This window comes from Trichococcus sp., from assembly GCF_049589555.1.
Taxonomy (GTDB): Bacteria; Bacillota; Bacilli; order Lactobacillales; family Aerococcaceae; genus Trichococcus.
Genome location: NZ_JBAWAZ010000041.1, coordinates 1 through 23,676, shown reverse-complemented (window position 1 = coordinate 23,676; position 23,676 = coordinate 1). Strand labels below are relative to the sequence as shown.

At 45.7% G+C, this 23,676-nt stretch carries 23 protein-coding genes; 4 read left to right on the top strand and 19 right to left on the bottom strand.

From position 1 onward, the window contains the following. Positions 1 to 170 precede the first annotated feature (170 nt). The 3 genes from WBV27_RS02000 to WBV27_RS01990 all read right to left on the bottom strand — a co-directional run bounded on the left by WBV27_RS02000 (position 171) and on the right by WBV27_RS01990 (position 3,877). The gene (locus WBV27_RS02000; protein WP_424198952.1) at positions 171 to 1,529 is read right to left on the bottom strand and encodes an FAD-dependent oxidoreductase; all 1,359 of its coding nucleotides are present in this window, start codon (positions 1,527 to 1,529) and stop codon (positions 171 to 173) included. 180 nt (positions 1,530 to 1,709) lie between these two features. After that, positions 1,710 to 2,813: an AI-2E family transporter gene (locus WBV27_RS01995; protein WP_424198950.1), complete on the bottom strand. Its 1,104-nt coding sequence runs from the start codon at positions 2,811 to 2,813 to the stop codon at positions 1,710 to 1,712. Then, the gene (locus tag WBV27_RS01990) at positions 2,801 to 3,877 is read right to left on the bottom strand and encodes a M42 family metallopeptidase (protein WP_424198948.1); all 1,077 of its coding nucleotides are present in this window, start codon (positions 3,875 to 3,877) and stop codon (positions 2,801 to 2,803) included. Before WBV27_RS01990 ends, WBV27_RS01995 begins: the two co-directional genes overlap by 13 nt. A gap of 156 nt (positions 3,878 to 4,033) precedes the next feature. On the opposite strand from WBV27_RS01990, the gene WBV27_RS01985 reads away from it, so the two are divergent. Beyond that, the gene (locus WBV27_RS01985; RefSeq protein ID WP_424198946.1) at positions 4,034 to 4,501 is read left to right on the top strand and encodes a GNAT family N-acetyltransferase; all 468 of its coding nucleotides are present in this window, start codon (positions 4,034 to 4,036) and stop codon (positions 4,499 to 4,501) included. 288 nt (positions 4,502 to 4,789) lie between these two features. Here the strand turns inward: WBV27_RS01985 and mgtE are convergent, their stop codons facing one another. The 5 genes from mgtE to WBV27_RS01960 all read right to left on the bottom strand — a co-directional run bounded on the left by mgtE (position 4,790) and on the right by WBV27_RS01960 (position 9,781). Continuing rightward, a complete protein-coding gene (mgtE, locus tag WBV27_RS01980) occupies positions 4,790 to 6,160 on the bottom strand; it encodes a magnesium transporter (RefSeq protein ID WP_424198944.1) in 1,371 nt (456 codons plus the stop codon). After that, positions 6,141 to 7,070 carry an RluA family pseudouridine synthase gene (locus tag WBV27_RS01975; protein WP_424198942.1) on the bottom strand — a complete coding sequence of 310 codons (930 nt, stop codon included), beginning with the start codon at positions 7,068 to 7,070 and terminating at the stop codon, positions 6,141 to 6,143. Before WBV27_RS01975 ends, mgtE begins: the two co-directional genes overlap by 20 nt. Before the next feature lie 259 nt (positions 7,071 to 7,329). After that, positions 7,330 to 8,283: an NAD(P)-dependent oxidoreductase gene (locus WBV27_RS01970; RefSeq protein WP_424198940.1), complete on the bottom strand. Its 954-nt coding sequence runs from the start codon at positions 8,281 to 8,283 to the stop codon at positions 7,330 to 7,332. Positions 8,284 to 8,285: 2 nt separating this feature from the next. Continuing rightward, entirely contained in the window at positions 8,286 to 9,116 is an 831-nt protein-coding gene (locus WBV27_RS01965; RefSeq protein ID WP_424198938.1) for an NAD kinase, read from the bottom strand. Positions 9,117 to 9,139: 23 nt separating this feature from the next. Further along, complete coding sequence (locus WBV27_RS01960) at positions 9,140 to 9,781, bottom strand: GTP pyrophosphokinase (RefSeq protein ID WP_086628370.1); 642 nt, start codon at positions 9,779 to 9,781, stop codon at positions 9,140 to 9,142. Positions 9,782 to 10,075: 294 nt separating this feature from the next. Between WBV27_RS01960 and WBV27_RS01955 the strand changes: the two genes are divergently transcribed. Together WBV27_RS01955 and WBV27_RS01950 are read left to right on the top strand one after the other, a co-directional pair. Further along, positions 10,076 to 10,669, top strand: a complete 594-nt coding sequence (locus WBV27_RS01955) for a CYTH domain-containing protein (protein WP_424198935.1) — start codon at positions 10,076 to 10,078, stop codon at positions 10,667 to 10,669. A 361-nt stretch (positions 10,670 to 11,030) separates the two neighbouring features. Next, complete coding sequence (locus WBV27_RS01950) at positions 11,031 to 11,729, top strand: DsbA family protein (protein ID WP_424198933.1); 699 nt, start codon at positions 11,031 to 11,033, stop codon at positions 11,727 to 11,729. A gap of 48 nt (positions 11,730 to 11,777) precedes the next feature. Here the strand turns inward: WBV27_RS01950 and pepF are convergent, their stop codons facing one another. The 4 genes from pepF to spxA form a co-directional block, all read right to left on the bottom strand. Beyond that, entirely contained in the window at positions 11,778 to 13,595 is a 1,818-nt protein-coding gene (pepF, locus tag WBV27_RS01945; RefSeq protein ID WP_424198931.1) for an oligoendopeptidase F, read from the bottom strand. Positions 13,596 to 13,677: 82 nt separating this feature from the next. Continuing rightward, on the bottom strand, positions 13,678 to 14,844 hold the full coding sequence (locus tag WBV27_RS01940; protein ID WP_424198929.1) for a competence protein CoiA: 1,167 nt from the start codon (positions 14,842 to 14,844) through the stop codon (positions 13,678 to 13,680). 87 nt (positions 14,845 to 14,931) lie between these two features. Next, positions 14,932 to 15,594, bottom strand: coding sequence for an adaptor protein MecA (locus WBV27_RS01935; RefSeq protein WP_233436801.1), 663 nt, complete (start codon positions 15,592 to 15,594; stop codon positions 14,932 to 14,934). Between the two features lie 218 nt (positions 15,595 to 15,812). Next, positions 15,813 to 16,211, bottom strand: a complete 399-nt coding sequence (gene spxA, locus WBV27_RS01930; RefSeq protein ID WP_086628375.1) for a transcriptional regulator SpxA — start codon at positions 16,209 to 16,211, stop codon at positions 15,813 to 15,815. A gap of 389 nt (positions 16,212 to 16,600) precedes the next feature. Here spxA and trpS point away from each other — a divergent pair, with 389 nt between their 5' ends. Continuing rightward, the gene (gene trpS / locus WBV27_RS01925; RefSeq protein ID WP_140186058.1) at positions 16,601 to 17,593 is read left to right on the top strand and encodes a tryptophan--tRNA ligase; all 993 of its coding nucleotides are present in this window, start codon (positions 16,601 to 16,603) and stop codon (positions 17,591 to 17,593) included. A gap of 81 nt (positions 17,594 to 17,674) precedes the next feature. Here trpS and WBV27_RS01920 read toward each other — a convergent pair whose 3' ends face one another. From WBV27_RS01920 to infC, 7 genes are all read right to left on the bottom strand, one after another. Continuing rightward, positions 17,675 to 18,682 carry a lipoate--protein ligase gene (locus tag WBV27_RS01920; protein ID WP_424198926.1) on the bottom strand — a complete coding sequence of 336 codons (1,008 nt, stop codon included), beginning with the start codon at positions 18,680 to 18,682 and terminating at the stop codon, positions 17,675 to 17,677. Between the two features lie 66 nt (positions 18,683 to 18,748). Next, entirely contained in the window at positions 18,749 to 19,489 is a 741-nt protein-coding gene (locus WBV27_RS01915) for an MBL fold metallo-hydrolase (RefSeq protein WP_424198924.1), read from the bottom strand. A gap of 236 nt (positions 19,490 to 19,725) precedes the next feature. Next, positions 19,726 to 21,156: a protoporphyrinogen oxidase gene (gene hemG, locus WBV27_RS01910; protein ID WP_424198922.1), complete on the bottom strand. Its 1,431-nt coding sequence runs from the start codon at positions 21,154 to 21,156 to the stop codon at positions 19,726 to 19,728. 117 nt (positions 21,157 to 21,273) lie between these two features. Further along, entirely contained in the window at positions 21,274 to 22,359 is a 1,086-nt protein-coding gene (locus tag WBV27_RS01905; protein ID WP_424198920.1) for a M42 family metallopeptidase, read from the bottom strand. A 111-nt stretch (positions 22,360 to 22,470) separates the two neighbouring features. Beyond that, on the bottom strand, positions 22,471 to 22,830 hold the full coding sequence (rplT, locus tag WBV27_RS01900; protein ID WP_086628381.1) for a 50S ribosomal protein L20: 360 nt from the start codon (positions 22,828 to 22,830) through the stop codon (positions 22,471 to 22,473). A gap of 53 nt (positions 22,831 to 22,883) precedes the next feature. Then, entirely contained in the window at positions 22,884 to 23,084 is a 201-nt protein-coding gene (gene rpmI / locus WBV27_RS01895) for a 50S ribosomal protein L35 (protein WP_086628382.1), read from the bottom strand. A gap of 30 nt (positions 23,085 to 23,114) precedes the next feature. Then, entirely contained in the window at positions 23,115 to 23,618 is a 504-nt protein-coding gene (gene infC, locus WBV27_RS01890) for a translation initiation factor IF-3 (protein WP_086628383.1), read from the bottom strand. Between the last annotated feature and the right edge of the window lie 58 nt (positions 23,619 to 23,676).

The window sequence follows — 23,676 nt, the reverse complement described above, 5'->3', positions numbered from 1 at the left end:
GTTTCTCCTTCGTTTTTATATCTCTTTGAAAGTTTATTGTTATCTTTCATTATCTAATGACCCGGCAAAAAATACAAGTGTTTTATCCGGATATACCGTCCATCCCACAAAGAACCCCTCCGATAATCAACTGATCGATTAACGGAGGGGTTCCAAATTATGGAATTGAATTATTTAGCAGCTAATTCCGCTTCTTGTTCCAATGCTTTTTGAGCCAACAAGTTCAAGTAGTTCCAAGGACGGTCAAAATGAGGTTGGAAGAAGAAGTCGACAAGAGCCAGATCTTCAATCGTCATTTTGTTTTGGATAGCCAACGATAAAGTATTGGCTGATTGTGTGATGTCATACTTGGACATCAGCTGTCCGCCGACGATGCGGTTCGTACCTACTTCGTAGACAAGTTTCATCAACACTTTTTCATTTGATGGCATGAATTCCGGACGGTAGAAATCTTCCAGAACTACGGAACGTGTTTCAAGTCCGAAAGCTGCAGCACTTGCATCGTTCACACCGGTAGAACCGATAGTGAAGCCATTCAGGTACAATCCGGAAGTGGATTGTGTTCCACGGTATTTCATTTTAGGTCCGTTGATGTTTTTACCGACCAACAATCCCATACGCACAGCGTTTGTTGCCAATGGAATATATGCATGTCCGCCGTTCGGATTGTAGTTTACAGCACAGCTGTCTCCTGCTGCATAAACGTCAGGCAAGCTTGTCTGCATGTAATCATTCACGATGATCGCGCCGTTCTTCATCATATCCACTTGGCCTTTGACAAGGTCCGTGTTCGGTCGGAAACCGACGCATAAGATGACCATTTCAGCTTCGTATTCTCCACCCGTCGTAACGACAGTTGTGATGTCTCCAGCTTCATTGTCTTTGAAGCCTTTAACCATTTCGTTCAACTGTACTTTTACGCCATGTGCGCGCAAGTCATCTTCGAGGATGTCCGTGAATTCGGAATCCAAATATTTATTCAGAATGCGATCCAATCCATCGACCAACGTCACTTCTTTACCGTCGTTAGCGAATGCTTCCACCAACTCGATACCGATGTAGCCGCCGCCGACAACGACGATTTTCTTTTTGTCGTCTTTGCGAGCGATGATTTCTTTTGCTTGGTTATAGTTTTTGCAAAGCAAAACATTTTTGCTTTGGATGCCTTCGATTGGCGGGATGATTGGCCATGAGCCGATCGTCAAAACTAACTTGTCATAAGTGTCTTGGAATTCTTCGCCGGTAACTAAGTTTTTCACAGAAACAGTTTTAGCAGCTGTATCAATGTTTGTTACATCATGTTGCATGTTTACGTTTGCGCCTAGCGAAGCAAGCTCCTCAGGGTTGGAATAGAATAATCCTTGTGGATCTTTCACGACACCGCCGACGTAAAGCGCAATCCCGCATGACAGGAATGAAACGTTGTCGTTTCTTTCGTATACTGTTAATTCAGTACCTGGATTCTCCTTCAAAATTGTCTTCACTGCTGACGTTCCGGCATGTGTACATCCCACTACGATTACTTTCATTGTACTTCCTCCTAAAATTTCCGTATTAATATATTTTGCACAAACCAATCGGCATCATTCTCATAATTCATAATAAAAATTGCACAAATTGATTCGTTATGCTCTTGATACTTTTTACATAATAAAGGATTCCAAAGGTAAAAAGCAATCAATAACCCTTGGAATCCATATTAATTTTTATTATTGTTTATGTAACACTTTTTTCCTTCTGTTTTTAACGTACCGGTGGACATATTGGACAATGGTTTTCACGACTGCATACGCGGGAATCGCCAATATCATTCCCAGTACACCGGAGATTTTGCCTGCTGCCAACAGCAAAAACAAAATCGTCAGCGGATGCATATCCAGCGTTTTGCCCAAAACATTCGGAGAAATGATGTTCGATTCCACTTGCTGTACCACCAACACGACGACACAGACCAACAGCGCTTTTGTCGGGGAGATTGTCAACCCGATTATCGCTGCCGGAATCAAGCCGATGTATGGCCCCAGGTATGGAATGATGTTCGTGATGGCTGCCGTGACCCCCAGCAGAAAGGCGTAAGGCAGTCCGATCAGCAAATACCCGATAAAGGTGAATGTCCCGACGAACAGACAGACAAGCGCCTGGCCGCTGATGTATTTAGCGATCGTTTTGTTGATTTCCTTGAACAACGCTAGCACATCAGAGGAATATTCATGCGGCAGCAATTGAGCGACCGCTTCAGGAAACTTATGTCCATCCTTCAGCATGTAGAAAAAAATCAACGGAATGATGATGACAAGCAACGCGATATTGGCTACGGCCGAGAGTACGGAACCAATGCTGCCCGTCAAGCCATTCAGGAAGGCGCTGATGCTGCTCTGGACATTTCCGCTCAACTGAGACAATTGGGTCGGTATATCCAGTCGCTGAACCCATTCCTGTTCAATCACTTGTTGATAGAGTTTATTCAAGGAACGGACTACGTTAGGCAAATTCGTCAGCAACTCTCCGATTTGGCTTACGAGATTCGGAATAAGCCCCAGAAACGAGAAGATGACGATGCCGATCAGCATAACCATGACGATAAGGATGCCTATCGGCCGTTTGATGTTCAGCCTATGCTCAAGCATTTCGATAAACGGAGTGAAAATATAATACAGAAACCCCGCCACAAGCACCGGCGTGAAGATCGTCGAGATGAAGGCACCGATCGGATAAAAAATAAAATCGATTTTGGTGGACACCCATATCAGGCACGCCATCACTAAAAGCCAAACACTCCAGTAGAGCAGATTTGTTTTCCTTAATTGTTCCATTCGATATCCTCATATTTCCAAAGCTGTTTGCCGATCATCGGAGCGGACAGATATGCTTCCAACAGTTTGGAGCAGGCTTCCAAGGACTTCCGATGGGTACGCTCATAGGCATGGCTTGCATCGATTCCCGGTCCGATCAAAGCGTGGCGGACGTCCCAACCCGCTTTCATGGCTGCGGAAGCATCACTGCCGTAAAACGGATAGATATCCAGCTTGTAAGGAATCTCCTGCGATTCGCACAACCCGACCAACTGCTGCCGAAGTCCGAAGTGATAAGGACCCGATCCATCCTTCACGCAGATGGAAACGGTATATTCGTCAGTCTGCTGGTCGTCGCCCATCGCGCCCATATCGACAGCCAAATATTCCACTGTGTGCGGTGGCATATTCGAGTTGCCGCCGTAGCCGATTTCCTCATTGTTCGAAAAGAAGAAGCAAGTCGTGTAAGGCAGCGTCAAGTTTTCGTCCGCGATGCGGTGCAGGAACTGCAGCAGGATAGCCGCGCTGGCTTTATCGTCCAGATGCCTTGATTTGATGTAACCGGACGGGGTAATTTCTGTCCGAGGCGCAAAGCTGATGAAATCCCCTACACCGATGCCAAGCGCAGAGACATCTTTGGCGGTGTGCACTTCTGCATCCAGACGGATTTCCATATTATCCTGGCTGCGTTCGGCCGTGCGCGCGTCTTTGTAGACATGGACGCTCGTTTGGTGCAATAATATCGTTCCCGTCCAGTCTTTCCCTGTGGCTGCACTATGGATCGTACAATACTCCCCATCTATGGAATGGTAGGTGAAGCCCCCGATCAGGTCGATTTTCAGTCTTCCATCCGGTTTGATCGCGCGCACCATCGCCCCAAGCGTATCGATATGCGCCGTCACAAAGCGCCGGCTTTGGTTTTCGGTGCCTCTTACCGTCACCATCAGGCTGCCCTTGTTATTTTTTTCGGGTTGGTACCCCTTCTGTTTCAGGTTTTCATCCAAAAAATCGATGATTTCCGCGGTATATCCAGTCGGCGACGGGATATTTGTCAATTGTTGAATCGTTTCAATTATGTCTGGCATACATTATTTCCTCCTCTTGCTGATTATATAAGTATAGCAAAAGAACCCAGCAAAATGAGGCAAAAGCAATTAATTCAGACAAAAAATGGCGTTTCAGGTAAAATAAGAAAAGAGGTTCCAGCGAACCCAACAAATTTCGGAAGCGAGGAATACGCATTGTTGCATTTTGAATGGACACAAAATCTAGAATCCAAAACCTACCTGGATGCCTTGGCAATCCGCAAAGAAGTATTCGTGGAGGAGCAGCAGGTGCCGGTCTCCATAGAAATTGATGACTTGGAAGATAAAACATTGCATCTCGTCGGATATGAAGAATCCATCCCTGTTGCCACCGCCCGCATCTATCCAATGAAAAATGGCAAATACAAGGTGCAGCGTGTCGCCATCCGCAAAGCCGTACGGGAAAAGAAATACGGCAGCACCCTGATGCAGGAAATCGAAAGGCACGTCCGCGAACTCGGCGGCAAGCGCCTGTTCCTCGGAGCCCAGAACCACGCCATCGGTTTTTACGAAAAAGTCGGCTACACCATCTGCGGCGAAGAATACGAAGAAGCCGGGATATTACACCATGACATGGACAAAATGATAGAGCGTGATGAATCCCGGGTAGAAATCGAGCACTAAGAGGATATTACGAGAACGGCCGTTTTTTGGCCGTGACGTAATATCAGCTTAGGCGGAGATTTCTGGGATTCAGAACGCGTTTGATAGAGCGTGATGAATCGCGTTTAGACACCCGTACGTTGGAGTGACCGACTGCCGTTCACCTCTTTTGCGGACGACAGCCGGTTGCGAAACGGAAGTGGTGTCTGCGAATCAGAACGCGTTTGCGCAGAGCGTAACAACTCTTAGCAAAAAACAGGCAATGGAAACAGCCAAAAGCGGCTGCTTGTCCATTGCCTGTTTTTGCACCTACATGAGTGTGGTGATAAAATGTTTTGCGATGTTGAAATAGATCAAAACGGATGTCAAATCGCTGAATGTCGAGATGAACGGTCCGCTTGCGACGGCAGGATCAAAGCCAAGACGATCCATCAATACCGGAATCAAGCTACCTGCCAGATTCGCCACAGTAATGGCAACCAGCATGGAAATGCCGATGATCCCACCCAAGATGAAGTTCTGTTTCCAAACACCGATGACAAGCGCAATCGAGACACCAGTCACAAACCCTGAGATCAATCCTGTCGCCAACTCGGATAAAATGGTACGGAACAAATTTTTCTCCTCATCATCCTGCATGCCGATTTTCCGGACGGCGACGGCAAGTGATTGTGTCCCCGCATTACCGGATGTCCCGGTGATCAAGGTGACAAATACGGAAAGAATCGATGCATCCGAAATCAAACCTTGATATTGACTAATCAAGGTTGACGTTCCCATACCCAAGAATAACAACGTAATCAACCAAGGCAACCGTTTGGATGCTGCCACAAACGGATTTTCTGATTGCTCCTCAACGTCGACCCCGGCCAAACCGGAGAAGTCGCTGATGGCTTCCTCATCGATAACGTCGATGATATCATCTACGGTGATAATCCCCAACAACACATTGTTTTCGTTGACTACCGGCACAGCCAAGAAGTCATAGTCCCTGATTTTATGGGCAACATCTTCTTGCCCTTCGTTTACGTTCACGGATACGATCCGCTCACTCATGATATCGCTGATCATCATGTCTTCATCGTTCACAATCAGATCCCTCAAGGAAATGACCCCGACCAGCACATTATCCACATTGACGACGTAGATATAGTAGATTGTTTCCGCATCAGGCGCTTTGCTTTTAAGGATAGCCATCGCCGACCGGACGGTCTGATTGGCGACGATTGAGACGAATTCCGGTGTCATGATGGCTCCGGCAGTCTCATCTTTATAATTCAACAAGGCCCGGATTTCTTTCGCTGATTCCACTGGCATCAAGCGCAGATAAAGCCAAATCCGTTCATCCTTCAGTTGCTTCAGCATATCGACGGCATTATCGGCATACATGTTGGCCAACATATCGGCCGCGTATTGATTGTTCATTTCCAAAAGATACTCTTCGATCGATTCGACGTCTTCTTCGATGATTTCGAACATGTCGGACATTTCATTTGCGGAGAGATAATTGTACATCGTTATGCGTTCTTCAGGCGCCAACGCCAGGTAAATCTGGGCCTGATCATAGAGGTGATAGTCCAAAAAATCGGAACGGAATCTTTCGATATCCTCTCCTTGGAGCGATTCGCGGATTTTTGCCAACGCTTCGTCCAGTTCAAATTCATATTGTGGTTCCAACATGGATATCAGCCTCCTTGTCCCTCTGCCTGCTTTCCCATTTGATGAAATCATCCGGCAACGGTGCTTCTATCTTTAAAGCTTCTCCACTGATCGGATGCACAAATTCCAATGACTCGCAATGCAGGGCTTGCCGCAACATGTCCGGGTCAGCTTTTCCTCCATAAAGGTCATCTCCAAGTAATGGCGCACCGATCGAGGTGAAATGCACGCGAATTTGATGGGTCCTGCCCGTATGCAACTTGATTTTCACAGTCTGTCCATCTGGATAGGACTTATCCAACCAATATTCAGTCAGCGCTTGTTTCCCGTCTTCCCGCACCATTCGCGTTATGATCGAATCCTCTGTCCTGCCGATGGGGGCATCGATGAATCCGTGCGTTTCCGTCAACACGGGTTCGGATAAGACCGCCCGGTACGTTTTGTCGACTTCCTTGTTGCGCAGCAGCGTATCCATCAGAGCATGCGCGTATCCATGCCTTGCAAAAAGCATGACGCCGGTCGTATCACGATCCAGACGCGTGACAATATGGATGACTTGGTCCACATAGCCTTGGCGTTGATAATAGCCTTTCACGCGATTCGCCATGGAAAGACGCGGGTGCACCTTCGATGGGATGGAAGCAGCTCCAAACGGTTTGTTCACAACCAAAAAGTGGTCGTCCTCAAATAAAATGTCCAAAGGCATATCCACCCCGACAGTCGTTTCGTGCTCCCCTTCATCCGGAATGCGGATCATGACCTTATCGTCTTTTTCCAATGTCGCCAAAACCGTTCTTTCCTTGCCATTCAGCCAGATACTGCCACCATCGAATTTGATGGTGGCCAACAGACTTTTTGATATTCCCTTGGAACGTAAAAAAGTCTTCATCAGTGTCGTCTCTTCTTTTTCATATATCCAGCTAAAAATCACTCTACACTACCCCTACTCTATACCGAATCTCTACTTGCGGGCCTGCCGCCTTGGTTTGTTCTGTGCTGATTCGCACTTGGAACAGGTTACCCAGCAAATCCAATGGCTTTGAAACCTTCAGGCTTCCGCTGGACAACATACATTCCTATTCTAACCAAAACGAGGCCATTCCACAACTCATGCCCCGTCATCGCGTAAAAAAAATGCCAACAAAAAAGGACTGCACCATCTGACTCGCTGGTGCAGCCCCGCTTTACTGTTAGTATTTTTTTTCAAAATCAATCAGGTTGCGGCTTGGTTTGCCGTCTTTTTTATAACTCTCCGCATTTTCTGAAACAACCTCAAACAGATTGTCCCGGAAATGCTCAACCACACCTGAAAAATGCGGCGTAACCAGTACTTTTTCATGATTCCACAAAGGGCTGTCGGCAGGCAATGGTTCCACATCGAACACATCCAAAGCCGCATAGGCAACTGTCCCGTTATCCAAAGCCTTGATGAGGCTGTCGGTGTCAACCGTGACGCCACGTCCAACGTTCACAAAGAGAACGCCTTTTTTCATGCGTGAGAAAAGAGCGTCGTCAAAAACACGGTAGGTTTCATCCGTTTGGGGAAGGATGTCCACGACAACATCCGCAAAGTCGATGACAGTGCTGATATTATCCATTTTGACAGTCACATCCAAGCCGGTTATTTCCTTGCCGCTACGATTGACAGCGATGACCTTCATGCCGAAGGCTTTAGCCAATTCCCCCAAGCGATTGCCGATGTGGCCCGCCCCTACGATCATCAGTGTCTTGCCTTTCAGCTCCTGAAGCTCCGTAGTCTGTTCCCATTTCCGTTGCGGCTGATTCAGGATCGCAGTCCGCAATCCGCGCATATGCGAAAGCAGTACGCCGATGACATATTCAGCAATCGGCTCGCTGTGGATGCCGCTCGCATTCGTCAAATAGATTCCCTGTCTTTCAAAGGTTGCCAACGGAAGGCTGTTCACGCCGGCCGAAATCGCTTGGACCCATCTTAATGAAGGCAACTGCCCTTCCTCCAACAGTGTGGTCAATCTGTCGTTCCAGCCGACAGTCCACTCGACTTCACTGAACGCTTCTGTTTCCGCGTCATCGGTGACCATCTCGTAATCGGGATAGAGTTCTTTTAGCTTTTCGATGTGCTGTTCCTTCAAACGTGTCTTCAGCAGCCACTTTTTAGTCGCCATATTCACTGCTCCTTTGCCCGTTCGTTCCTGTCGTTTTTCTTTACACCGATGAATGCATCTTCGACCCGATCCCAGAAATGCGTATGACGATAGCGCGCGAAATGTACACGCTCCTGGGCAATCCGATAAACCAGTCTTTCGATGCTCCTTTTCTTGAATGTCAAGTGATCCACAGACAAAATCAAGCGATCCTCCTTGTGCGGATAGATGACGATCCATTCGTCTTTCGCGATGATCATTGGCGAGCTCAGCGTACGATAGATGCGGTTATTCACCGAGGCCATCTCCGTCAGTTGGATGGCTTCCGTTCGTGGATGGATAACGGCTCCTCCCAGCGATTTGCTGAACCCAGTCGAACCTGTTGGTGTGGAAACACAGAGACCATCGCCACGGAACGTCTCGAACAGTTCATCCTTCACATAGATATCGCAAACCATCGTCCCATCCATTTTCTTCAGACTAGCCTCATTCAAAGCGATGTAGCGGGTCTCTTCCTCCTCATCCGCATACTTGACGCGGACGTCGAGCAATGGGTAGCTGACGCTTTCCCCTTTATCATGCTTAAGGCTTTCAACAAGCTCCGGCAGTTCGTAGGTACGCCAGTCCGTATAAAAGCCCAGATGTCCGGTATGGATACCAACAAATCGCACTTGGCTCAACTGGTCTTCATATTTATGAAAAGCTGACAGCAACGTGCCATCCCCCCCAATCGACACAACAAGATCCGGATTATCCGTGACAATCTCGATCTTTTCAGAGAGGCACATCTCTTTGAATTTCGCCGCGACTGATAAAGTCTCTGGCGTCTGGTTATGGACCAGTGCAATTTTCATATCCGATCTCCTCTCGACCAATCTCATCGGCTATCATCTCTTTTGTCAGAGAAATAGCGCTGGGCATCCTTGATTTCTTCGCGTATTTCCGACATCTCTTCGTCGAGTCTGAAGGCGGCTTCTGCCGCGCGTATCAGACGGTCATGCAGCTCTTCCGGATATTCGCCCCGATATTTGTAGTTCAATGAATGTTCGATCGTTGCCCAAAAATTCATGGCCAGAGTCCTGATCTGAATTTCAACAAGTATTTTCTTTTCTTCGTAAATACGCTGGACCGGATATTCAATCACCATATGGTAAGAGCGATAACCGCTCTCTTTTTTATGTGTAACATAATCCCGTTCTATAATGATTTCAAAGTCATTTCTTGCGCGCAATAGGCGCACAACCTCATGTATATCCTCTACAAATTGGCACATGATCCGCAAGCCGGCAATATCCTGCACATCCTGTTCCAGTCTGGTCAGGTCAATATCCCGGACTTCCGCCTTTTCCAATATGCTTTCCTTCTTTTTGACCCGCCCAGTGATGAATTCAATGGGTGCATGCACATTCTCATCGCGATACTGCTTACGGATTCCCTTCAGCTTAACTTTTAATTCCTCTACCGCTTGTTCGTACGGCGCTAAAAATGAATCCCAGTTTTCAACTTCCTTATTTTCCATAGAACGACACCCTATCATATAGTATATGCTACTTTATTTTATCACAATTATTTATGATTCTATACAATTCTTGTAGAAAAGGACCGAATTCATTTTCTCTTCATATTATTACGCTACGCTATCTGCACCAGCAGCTCTAAATAATCAACTGCGCAAAACTTATGATACAATAAGAATAAGATTTCGCATCACCTGCCAGTATATATGCTGATGAACGGCCTGCAACGAAGGCTCGAATTTTTGATCAGCAATCCCGACCAAAACGAACCTCATAACCGAAAGGAAGTAATGACGATGAGCCAAAATATTGAAAAAGAATTCAAAAACCTATTGAATAAAGAAGAATACGAAGCGTTGCTTACTGCCTTCAACCTTGATGAAACAGAACCTATCAAACAAACAAACGTCTATTTCGATACACCTGACTTTAAACTCAAGGGCCTGAACAGCGGACTGCGCATCCGCATGTATGAAGATAAAAGTGAAATCACACTGAAAACGCCGATTCAGGAAAATGAAAAATTGGAAACGAACGACGATTTGCCTCTTGAAGAAGCAAAAGCTTTGGTCGACTCCCACCGAATGAAGGCATCGGGAAATGTGGCCGATAACCTGAAAGATTTGGGCATAGCTGTAGAAGATCTTGTGATCATCGGGCAGCTCTCAACCATCCGCTATGAATTTCCCGGGGACAAAGGGACCTACTTCTTGGATAAAAGCTTCTACCAAGATCAAATGGACTACGAATTGGAATTCGAATCCGAGTCTTTGGAAGAAGGGGCTCTCGCATTCCAAACCTTCCTGGAGCTTCATGGCATAAAAGTCCGCAAAGCAAAACAAAAAATCGAACGCATGCTGGCCTATCCAAATTCGACAACACACCAGTAGTCAGCACCCGACAACGGCTTATACAGACAGACCCACTCTTCGGAAATCCAGGCGGAGAATGGGTCTTTTTACTTATTCTATTGAGAGAAAACAGACAAAAACGTGAGATCCCTCTATTTAAATCGGGTTTGAAGCCATACAAGATAAAAAAATCAGTCGATTTAGTTGCAATAATGTAAATTGTCTCGTAAAATACACCTTGACAACAAATCAGATAATACTGAACAAGAAAAATGAAGGTTGCACGGGAGAACAATAGCCTGTCCCAAAAGACAATTCTTCGAGAAGCCTTATTGCTACTTGTTTAGGCTTTTTTTTGGTAAACTTAAAGTAAGCAAAATAGGAAAGAGGGAGGGATAAAATGTATAGGTCAAAACAGAATACAACTGATTCTATCTCTTCTCCTCAACAGATTTTTGAGCTTTATCTATTTGTGAACCCGATCGGCTACAAATGCTACCGTACGGAACAAGAAGTCCTGAAATTCATGAGTTCGTTGGATGGACCTAAAGTCCACTTCCGTTTCATAACGTTCCATAATTTCAATACCGTCACTCAGTATATGAAGCGATTAAATTTACCGGAAAAAGATTTAACCTTACGTAATCAAATATACAGTTCAATCTATGATGCCTCATTGGCATACAAGGCCGCCTTGATGCAAGGCAAAAAACGCGGCCGCAACTTTTTGCTCCATCTGCAGAAATCACTTGCGGACGGCAAAACCACCTACTCAAATGAATTACTGGCGGAAGTGGCAGCCAAAGCCAAACTGGATGTCGACATGTTCTTTGAGGACAAAGAATCGCCTTTCGTAAAAAGCAGCTACGAAGCAGATCAGCATATCGCAAAAGAGATGAACATCAAAACGAATCCGTCGCTTGTCATCTTTGATAATCTGAATTATCAATACGGCCTCTTGTTGGAGGACAACATCACTGCCGAGGTACTTCATGAAGTGATCAAAGATTGCTCGGTTGCATGCGAACAGAAGAGTGCCAACATGAAAAAAACGAACATTACGACAATCGGAAAAAACTACCTACGCATCACCCACTAATGCGAAAAAGCTTCGCGGCCCCAATTGGCCGCGAAGCTTTTTTGTTTATTACGCTTGTTGCGCTGCAATCAATTGTTCCAGCTCGTTCAGACGTTCCTCAAACACTTTCATAGCATCCTCGATGTAAGCGGACTGGGTCATATCCACGCCTGCTTTTTTCATCACTTCAATCGGATAGTCGCTGTTTCCTGCTTTCAGATAGGAAAGGTACTTCTCCAGCGCGCCCTCTTCACCCTCCACGATGCGTTTTGCCAATGCCGTTGCAGCCGAAAAGCCGGTAGCGTATTGGTAAACGTAATAATTATAGTAGAAATGCGGGATGCGGGTCCATTCGATGCCGATCTCAGGGTCCTTTTCGACGGTCGGACCATAATATTTGGCATTCAGTTCTGCATAATAGGAAGTCATGAAATCTTGAGTCAACGGAACACCTGCCAAGGCTTGCTGATGGATGTAGTGCTCAAATTCAGCAAATTGGGTTTGACGGAAGATCGTTCCCTTAAAGCCATCCAAGTAATGATTCAAAATATAGATGCGGACTTTGGGATCGGTCTGGGTCTTCAGCAAGTAATCAGTCAGAATGTTTTCGTTCGTTGTCGAAGCGATTTCGGCCAGGAAAATCGAATAATCGCCGTACACATAAGGCTGATTCTTCCTCGTCAGATAGCTGTGCACACTATGACCCAGTTCATGGACCAATGTGTACAGTTGATTCAATGAATCTTGCCAATTCATCAGGATATACGGATTCGTGTCATAGGCGCCGGAAGAATAAGCTCCGCTGCGTTTGCCCTCATTCTCAAGCCAGTCGATCCAACGGTTGCCGAATGCTTCCTTGAGGATAGCCAAATAATCTTCTCCCAGTGGCTGAAGGCCACGCAAGGTTTCTTCAGTTGCCGCCTCGATGCTGTATTTGATCGGCGCTTCCCCTGTCAACGGTGTATACATATCGTACATATGCAACTCCTCTACACCCAACAATTCCTTGCGCAAGTCCACATAGCGATGCAGCAAAGGCAGGTGCTCATTGACCACCTGGAGCAACGTATCATAAACCGCTTCCGGAATGTGATTGTTTGCCAACGCCGCTGCACGGGCTGATTCATATTTATGCACTTTGGCTTTGTAATTGTGAGCCTTCACGTTCGTGGATAAGGTGGTCGCAAACGTATTTTTCAGACCCTCATACGTTTGGTAGAGCGCTTTGAAGGCCCCTTCGCGCACTTCCCGATCCGGACTTTCCATCAACTGCCCATACAAACCGTGAGTCAGTTGGACATCTTGGCCTTCCTCGTTCTTGACTATCGGGAAGGTGATGTCTGCGTTATTGAGAACCGAGAAAGTTTTACTTGGCGCAGCAAAGATTTCCCCAGCCCCCGCCAACAACTCTTCTTCTCTGGCGGACAGGACATGCTCACGAGCAGAGGTTAGGCTATCCAAAAGATGCGCATACGGCTGCAACTTTTCGTTCTCTGCCAAGTATTTCTCCAGCTCGTCCTCCGGAATCTCCAGTATTTCCGGTTCGAACCAAGAAGTCGCTTCACTGACGCTCGTCAAGATCGACAAAGCTTTGTCGTGCAGATTCTGATACAGGCTGTCTGCAGTATCCTGATCATTCTTCAGATGGGAGTAAACATAGACCCGTTCCAATTTCTGGTTGATCTTGAGGACTTCTTCAATCCCTTTCAGCAAAGATTGACTGCTTGAGCCGATGGATCCTTGCAAGGCCTTCACGAACGGCACTGCACCCGCTAATTCGTCCAACGCTTTCTCGAAAGCTTCATCTGTCGCAAAGATCGCTGTCAAATCCCATGTGGAAGTCTCCGGGACATCCGCTCTCTTCAGTCGTTTTTGTGTGTTTGTCATGCGGTTTCCCCCTCTAATTTCTCAATAGTATAATTTTATCATACCTTGGGACCGAAAGGATACTGGCAAGAATATACAGGTTCTAACCCAAGCAAGAATGATGAATATCCGTTTTTCCTTCCAACGGCGCAGAAAGCAGCACCCATTCTTCCCTGCCGATGGCCGCGGCATACCCATCCTCGACTAGGCGCATCATGAATTGGAGTAACGGTTCCCATAAATTCGCCTCATCAACTTCCTTCGACGTCCTTGTCCGGATCATGTTCATGCGTATGCATTTTGACAGCCAACCAAGCAGCTGCTTTTTGGTGAGAGGCTTTGTCGTTTCCGGATCGCTGAAATCCCGGAGAAGATAGTACCGCCAGATGTAGGCCGGTGTGCGGATGCCTAATGTTCGGCAAGGCAATTCGAACAGGAATGCCGGCAAATGATAAAGGTCCTTCCGATCGAGATAGACCGCCAACAGAAATTTCCGGTGCTCCGGGTCGGTGCGGTACCGCAACAGATTGATATCCTTCGCCTGCATATGTTTGCGGTCAACGGTTCCCCGGGCAGAGGGCGGCAGCAAATCGTCGCAACCGGGTAAGCAACCTTTTCTGTAAAGACTTTCTAAAGTAGCAACTTTAAGGTCATCCACCGTAATCGCAGTCTTCCCAAAATGAAATCGATCATCACTGCCCAACTTGAGGTGGTGATAGATGGCCATTTCTTCCGTCTGGGTATCCAGAATACCAATCCAATTTCCAAGCGCAACGGAATGATTTAAGAATTGATAAACCGCCTGCGTCATTTTGATGCCACCCGGTTGATAGTTCATCCCGCAAATCCACCATACTTCGTAGCCGAATCGTTGGTATCCCTGTGTCCGGTTCCTAAGATCGGCAGGCGAAATCGGACTGCACTGGTACTCCACAGCAATTTTCTTTCCATCCCCAAGAACTAGCAGGAGATCCGGACGCTGCTGCAATTCCGGAAGCCAACACTCCAAGGTAACTGCACTCCCTTCACTCTGGAACTTCTCAAAAAGCAGCTGCTTCCCTTTCAGATGGGGAAGCGTTTCGCCTTCCGAAAAAACGGCACAATCCGAATGTTGGTGATGGGCAAAATGCGCAACCATGATGTTTCCGTTTTTCAGCACCAACTTCCCCTTGCAGGCCGGACAATAATACTCCCCGACCTTCTTGCCTTTTTCTTTTGAAGCCTGGTAAGCCTGAATCAATTCCCCATTTGCATTTCTAGCGATCAGCATAAGCAACCGCCCTTTCTGTCTCTTTCCCATAATATCCGCGAATAAACAATAAAAAATCCGACCCTTTTCAGGATCGGATCTGATTATTTATTTAAAGTAATGTCTGGCTGATTCCAATGCGTTGTCTTGGATGACCAACTTACCGTATTCGCCCAATATCTCAACCGCGATATCAGATTCCTCCGCAAATTCCAAAGCCTTCAGAATTTCGTTGTCGATATTCGTTTCCGTCATCTCATCTATGAAATAGACAACCGTCAAATAATATTGATTATCATAATAGTAAAGCGAAGATACGCCGCTCTCCAAAAACATCCGTTTCGCCAGCTCCAAGAAATCATCAAAACTCTGGAATTTAAATACGACTTCCACCGGTGCCATATCATCTTCTTCAGATTCAACATCCGTTTTATCGCGTGCATTGAAACTCTTTGTCTGTTTTTTGATGTAATCCACTACATGCTCCAATTGATTGGAGCCATTCGCCATGTCGAAGTCGTCTTCATTATTCATCCCTTTACTGATGAATAACTCTAAGCCGTTCCCATTAGGCAGCACTTGGAAAGTAATTGCATCTGATTCATGAAATTGATTATCAACATCGACTTCCTCGAGGATGCTGTAGAAAAAGCTCTCGATTTGCTTTTGATTTCCTAATAAATCCAGAAAGGTGATGCCTCTTTCCTCTAAATCAGAATTCTCAATCAAAACGCGAATTGTGTTTTCGTTGATGTTTTCCATTTCCATCATGCTTCACCCCACTTTTCTTTCCCTATTTTTCTTATACCCATTGTAAATCAAATCGCAAAAATGTAAAGACAAAAGCACAAAATCTTTTAACTTCTCATTTGTTTTCTCATCTGAGCGTTTCTTTCCTGTCAAAATGCCAACGTTTTGCGGTCAAAAAAGACAAGTACAGCCGTTGATCCGGTGCACTTGTCTGTTGATTCCTGTTTAGTTGCTGTTGACTAGAAGTTTGCCAATCTTTGTGCTTTTTGTAGTTCCAACGCGCGGACTTCCCTCGGCAAGAAACGACGGATTTCGTCTTCGTTGTATCCCACTTGCAAACGCTTCTCGTCCAGAATGATCGGACGACGCAACAGGCCGGGATTATCCTCGATCAAAGTGAATAATGTATTTAAAGGTAAATCGTCTAAGTCGATGTTCAGTTCTTGGAACGCTTTGGATCGAGTGGAAATAATTTCTTCAGTGCCTTCTTCAGTCATTTTCAGGATGCTTTTGATTTCAATTTCTGTCAAAGGTTCGGAGAATATATTCCTTTCAGTATAAGGGATGTTATTTTCTTCTAGCCATGCACGTGCCTTGCGACATGAGGTACAACTTGGGGAAGTATATAATGTTACCATCTCTGATCTCTCCTTTTTTTGTAAGTTTTGTTTGTGAATCACTTACATATACTATTATAAACCAATCCGCACACAATAGCTATCCTTTTTTTTAGGGTTCTACAAAATTCTGTCACATTTAAGACACATCTTCACTTTTCAATAGTCAGCAAAAAGTTTGTGAAAACCTTATTTAACAGCATTTTAACCGAACGTATCTCAAATTCGAAGTTTTACAATTTATAATAAATATCGTTTGATAATTATTTTTTTCCGAATTCAGTCTAAATTTTAAAAACGCTTCCATTACCTCCACAGTCATCCGACTTTGTGCATTCGATTTAAATCGTGAATACAAACCCGATTTGCGTTATAATAAATAATGACGTACTTAACCTAGGAGGCTTTCTATGAAAAAGAAAATATTTTCCGGCGTTCAACCCAGCGGTATCCCGACAATCGGGAACTACATCGGAGCGATGAAACAATTCGTCCAACGCCAAGAAGATTACGACTGCACCTATTGCATCGTAAACCAGCATGCGATCACCGTACCACAAGATCCAGCCACTTTGACCGAAAGAACACGTGGATTGGCGGCACTTTATTTGGCGCTGGGAATCGATCCGAACAAGTCGACCATCTTCATCCAATCGGAAGTCCCTGCCCATGCTCAAGCTGCTTGGATCGTCCAATGCAACACTTACTTGGGCGAATTGGAACGAATGACCCAATTCAAAGATAAATCATCCAAACAAGAGACAGTTTCGGCCGGATTGCTGACCTACCCTCCTTTGATGGTAGCGGATATCGTCCTCTACAATACGGATTTCGTCCCTGTCGGCGAAGATCAGAAGCAGCACATGGAATTGACAAGGGATTTTGTGCAGCGTTTCAACAATAAGTATGGGAAAGGCAAAAAAATCCTTTCCATGCCGGAGCCAATGATTCCCGAAGACGGCGGACGGATCATGAGCATCCAAGACCCTACCAGCAAAATGAGCAAATCCGACAAGAACACAAAAGGCTACATTTCCTTGCTGGATGAACCAAAAGTCATCCGCAAAAAAATCAAGAGTGCTGTCACCGATTCAAGTGGCATTATTGAATACGATAAAGAAAATAAGCCTGGCATCTCGAACTTATTGACGATTTTCTCGGCCTTTACCGATCGCTCGATCGATGACTTGGTCAAAGAATTTGCGGGCTCAGGCTACGGTAATTTCAAAGAAAAACTGGCGGATGCCATCATTGCTGAATTGGAACCGATGCAGAATCGTTATTACGAGTTATTGAGTTCCAAAGAATTGGATGACATTTTGGATGCAGGCGCAAAACAAGCGAATGCAGTTGCCTCCGAAACCTTGAAACGCATGGAAACAGCAATCGGCCTCCACAGATAGAATATAAAAGCTGAACGGGTTTGTTCAGCCCTACAGATGTAAAAGAGAAGCTCCGCAAATTGCGGGGCTTCTCTTTCTTTATCAGTACAATTCTTCAAGCAACTCTTCTGCTGTCACATTACCGAAGTATTTTTTGATGTCAAGTTCATTCAATTTGGCCAGCATATCCTCTTTGGCATATTTGACTCCGATAAAAGCATCTTCAACATCCTTGATTTCCCCCAAGCCAAAGAAATCTCCGAAAACCTTCAGCTGTTGGATATGCCCATCTTCAACGTTCATGCGGATTTCAATGGATCCGATCGGAAAACGATGATGTTTTTGGATTTCGAATTTGGGTGATTTGCCGTAATTCCAATCCCAGTTGCCGAAGTACTCTTCGCGGATTTCATAAACGCGTTTCCAATCTTCATCGGTCAAATGGTACTCTTTTACTTCCTCACGCGTTTCGACATCAAAAATCGACAACAACATCAAGTCTCGGAATTCTTCCGTAGTCAGGTTTTGATAAGCCTCATCAACAAAAGGTTTGATGTTGGTCACGCGGCTGCGGATCGACTTGATGCCTTTCGATTCGATTTTCTCTTTGCGTGGTTTCAATGCGCCGGTTACGGCATCCAGATCGGAGTCGAAAAGGATTGTCCCATGGGCGGTCATTCTTCCGTTTGTCGCATACATGGCATTCCCCGAGAATTTTTTCTCTCCGATGACCAGATCATTTCTGCCTTTTAATTCAGCTTCCTTGACGCCTACGCTGTGCAAAAAGGAAATGACCGGTTTTGTGAATTTCCCGAAATCGCGGAATGAATCACCGTCATCCTTCGTGATGAAGCAGAAAGAGAAGTTCCCCAAATCGTGGTACACTGCGCCGCCCCCGGACATACGGCGGACGATGTGTATCTTATTCGCTTCGACGTAATCCGCATTGATTTCTTCGATCGTATTCTGATTGCGGCCGATGATGATCGAAGGCTCATTGATATAGAACAACAGAATCGGCTCATCCAAGATTTTTTCCTTCAGTAAAAATGTCTCCAACGCAATATTGACGCTAGGATCCAACTGTCCTTGATTATCCACAAAATACATAAGCTTATACCTCTCCCATTCTTGATTCGATTTGTCGTTTCGCTTCGTTCTGGTTGATAGACGCGATCAGATTGTGACGATCCGGTCCTTTTCTGCAAGCGTGACGGTCACGGACGGCGCTGCTTCTTTCGCTTGACCCAGCAGCATGGATAGCTCGCCTTTTTGCGGCAAATGCGTCAGTATCAGCTGTTTGACTGCTGCACCTTCAGCTATCGCCCCAACTTCGCCTGCAGTCATATGCGCATGGTGTCGCTCGTTGCCGTTGAACAGGTTCGCATCAGCCAAGAACAGGTCAGCATCCTTCACAAAAGGCACGAATGCTGGTAAATAGGCTGAATCCGCCCCGAAGACGAAGACCTTTCCGGTGGCGATCTCCTCGATCCGCAACGCATAGCACGGAACCGGATGGATGGTTTTCAAAAAACGGATCCGGAATGGCCCCAATTCCAACGTTTCATCCGGAGCATAGGCAATCCCTTCACTCACTCCCGTCATCTCCAACAAGCGGAAAAATTCCGATTCAGTATGCCCGTATATCGGCAGTACTTTTTTTGCCTTGCCTTCTGCAGGCTCTTTCAGCTGAAAAGTATATTGCAGGACACCCAAGTCCGCAATATGATCTGCGTGATAATGCGTCAGGATGAGCGCATCCAAATCCAAAGGGTCCAAATGATGCTCCAGCGACAACAAAGCATTGCTGCCGACGTCGATCAATAGTCTGAAATCATCGGATGTCAGCAGATAAGCTGTCGTACCGACATCTTTTGTAGGATAGCCGCCCATGCAGCCCAAAATTGTCAATTCCATTAAACGTCCCCCAATCCAATATCTGATAAGCAAAGAATCCTATCCAGATTATATCATGCCTCAAGCCATCCTCAACGGCAAACTCTTTCATAGCAACGAAAAGAAACAGTTTTTTTAAAAACAATAACAGCTCTATATCATAGAATTCATTATAGCACCAATCAAAAACAAACACTACATGAAATTAAAAACAGTCCACCATTATCTGTAAACATACAGATAGGCGGACTGTTACATTATGTATTCGGGTTGTCATTCTTTTCCAGTTGTTTCATGTAATGGATCGCTTCATGCGCTAAGCGTTTCCCTTCAATGATGGCATTTTCCATTCCATAACCAGTGATTCCGTTTCCCCCGACAAAAATGCCTCTTTTTGCATATTCTCCATGGACTGGATAGCCTTCAGCCAACATCTCCTGTCTTTGTTGCAGACTGAAATGCGGTACGGCCTTTTCCCAACGATATAAAGTGGTCTGCAGAGGTTCCTCGGTCAAGGCCAAAATTTCCTTCACTTCATTCTTGATAATATCCATCACGAGATCATCGGCTAATTCTATCAAGGTTTCTTCCAAACGTCTGCCGAATTCCACAAGCACGTAATAATATTCCGCTTGTTCAAACAGCGGCCATTTGTTGTTCAAAACGACAAGCTTGGTGCTATGAAAAGAACTCCTCCGCGGAATCACAAACCCCTGCCCTTCAGGAAGGTTTCTGACTGCCTTTTTATTTATTTTGAAAAAAACTGTGCCGACACTGGTGCTTTGGGATTTCGGAAAAGCAATTTCATTAGAGAATCCATCCAAAAATCCAAGTGATTCCTGAGGGTTTGTTGTGACGACAACACTTCCCGCGCGCATGGATTCACGTCCGTTCAATTCAATCAACAGCAGATCATCTGACGCATTGCTCAATGATTTCACTTTCTGATTCAAGTATAGATGGCCTTCCATGTGTTGGGCCAGACGCTTGGTTAAGCTTGCCAAACCTTCCTTGAAGGTATACTCCTGGCCGGATCCATCGGCGTAACGCATCAGCTGCTCTTTTTTATCCTTGCCGATGTGCGCCTTCCCGTAGATCGTCACCAAATTTTCATCGAATAATTTTACTGGCATCAGTTCCATGGAGCCATAGACGTTATCCGGGAAATAGGGTTCAGCCATATAATCGACCACTTCCCGCCCCAAACGGAATTCCAAAAAGTTGTCGGTGGAATATTCCGGGTTTTCATGCAGATTTTTGGACAGGAAAATACTGTTCATGAACGCTCGGAGCTTTGCATCCAAGGTCAATCCATTGGCCTGCCAAATATCATTAAGGAAAAGCGGCATGCCGTGGTAGGTTGGCATAACGTCATCAATGACTGCACTCCCATCGAACAACACCAGTTTGCCCCCATAGCTGAATTGCTTTTCATTTTCCAAGCCTAATTCCTGCAGAAAATCGGAAATATCCGCCCTTCTCGAATCGAAAGCTGATGCTCCCACATCAATCGCATAACCGTCCATATCAATCGTGTGGATCATGCCGCCGACAGAGGATCGATCCTCCAGAACGACATATTCAAACGGGAGGTTTTGTTCCCGGATGGCTTTATCGATTTCATAAGCGGCTGTCAATCCCCTCAGCCCGCCGCCGATGATCGCGATACGTCTTTTCATCTTCTCCATCCTGCCATCCCCTCCTCTCGCTATCTTGATTCCTACTTTTTCATTATCTATATCTTACTCTATCCACCAACGAAAATATGTGGATACTTTTCGACAGATATTCACACTGCTCTTGTTTTATACGTTTTCGCGGATCTGTTTGACTGTATCGGCATCCAAACGCTTGACTAATTCGGTGACCAATTTGACTGCATTCAGATAATCATCTTCATGGATCATGGACGTGTGCGAATGCAGATAACGTACCGGCACAGTGATCGCGAAGGAAGGAATGCCATCCAAACTCTGATGCTGGGCGCCTGCATCCGTTCCGCCGCCCGTAATGACCGTATACTGGAATGGAATTTCGCATTCTTCGGCAACGCCGACAATGAAGTCGCGCAAGCCACGATGCGGAATCATCGACGCATCATAAATCAATAACTGCGGCCCTTTCCCTAATTCGGAATCCGCTTCTTGAGGCGTCATTCCCGGGGTATCCCCTGCCGTCCCTGTATCCAAAGCAAATGCGATATCCGGACGGATCATATGCGTGGCCGTCTTCGCACCGCGCAGGCCTACTTCCTCCTGGACATTACCGCCGCTGAAGATCACATTCGGGTGCCCGGCTTTTGCGACATTTTCCAACACTTTAAGTGCAACAGCCAAACCGATGCGGTTATCCCAAGCCTTCGCCAGCAGGAATTTGGAATCGTTCATGCGTTTGAAGGAAATATACGGCGTAATCATATCGCCGGGCTTGATGCCCCATTCCGCTACTTGTTCTTTCGAAGAAGCGCCGATATCGATGAACATATCTTTGATTTCATATGGCTTTTTGCGCGCTTCCGGCGTAAGGACATGCGGCGGTTTGCAGCCTATGACTCCGTGGCAGCGCTCGCCTTTCGAGTTGGTGATTTCCACTTGCTGGGCAAGCATGACCTGATTCCACCAGCCTCCCAAAGTTTGGAATTTGATGAAACCCTTCTCGGTTATGCTCGTGACCATGAATCCCACTTCATCCAAGTGCCCCGCCAACAAAATGGTCGGCCCCTCTTCCGCTCCTGTATGTTTGGCAAAGAGACCGCCCAATCCGTCCTGCGAAAAGCTTTCGGCGAAAGGTTCGGCATAACGTCTGAAGACTTCGCGGACCTCGCCTTCATTGCCCGGAACGCCTCTCGCATCCGTCAAATCGATCAGCATTTGTAATTCTTTCTCTTCCAAAATGATACCCCCATTGATTTACTGACATAATATCAGTATAGCATTCACAGTAAAAAAAACAAAAAAATCGCCGCTCTCCCGGTCAAAGACCGGAGGGCAGCGATTAGAAAATTATTTAGCCAAAGCAGCTTTAGCTTGTTCAGCTACTGCAGTGAAAGCTGCAGCGTCTGTAACAGCCAAGTCAGCCAACATTTTGCGGTTCATTTCGATACCAGCAAGTTTCAATCCGTGGATCAAAGTGCTGTAGCTCATGCCGTTGATGCGAGCAGCCGCGTTGATACGAGTGACCCATAATCTACGGAAGTCACGTTTCTTTTGACGACGGTCTCTGTAAGCATAAGTATAAGATTTCATTACTTGTTCTTTAGCTGTTTTGAATAATGTATGTTTTGAACCGTAATAACCTTTAGATAATTTAATAATCTTTTTGCGGCGTTTACGGGTTACTGTCCCACCTTTTACACGTGGCATAGTGATTTCCTCCTTATTAGAACCAAAGTTCTATCTCGTATTGTTGTTTAGAATTATTTCATTTGTGATAATTGTTGGCTGATGCGTTTCATATCAGATGCGCTAACCATTGAAGCTTGACGCAATTGACGTCTTTGTTTCTTCGTTTTTCCGTGGAATCTATGGCTTGTAAAAGCGCTCCAACGTTTTAGTCCGCCGTTACCAGTTCTTTTGAAACGTTTAGCTGAACCACGGTGAGTTTTTTGTTTTGGCATTTGTCTTTCCTCCTAAATTAAGTTACAAATTTATTTATCGGCTTTTGGTGCCAACATCAAGAACATGCTTCTTCCGTCCATTTTAGGATGAGATTCAATCGTCGAAACGTCAGTAAGCTCAGATGCAAGGCGATCAAGGACCCTTTGTCCGATTTCTTTATGGGTGATTGCACGTCCTTTGAATCGGATGGATGCTTTCACTTTGTCACCTTTTTCCAAGAATTTGCGAGCATTCCGCATTTTCGTTTGAAAATCATTTTCGTCGATGGAAGGACTCAAGCGCACTTCTTTAAGGCTTACCACTTTTTGGTTTTTACGGGCTTCACGTTCACGTTTTTGTTGATCGAAACGGAACTTACCGTAATCCATAATACGGGCAACGGGCGGGTTTGCATTTGGCGATACCAAAACTAAATCTAAATTTGCTGCTTCTGCAATCTGCAATGCATCACTTTTCGATTTGACTCCTAGTTGCTCGCCGTCACTACCGATAATGCGTAGCTCGCGGGCACGGATGCCGTCGTTAACCATCATATCTTTTGCTATGGTCGTTCACCTCCATGATATTTGAGAGAAAGAACGCAGAAAAAAG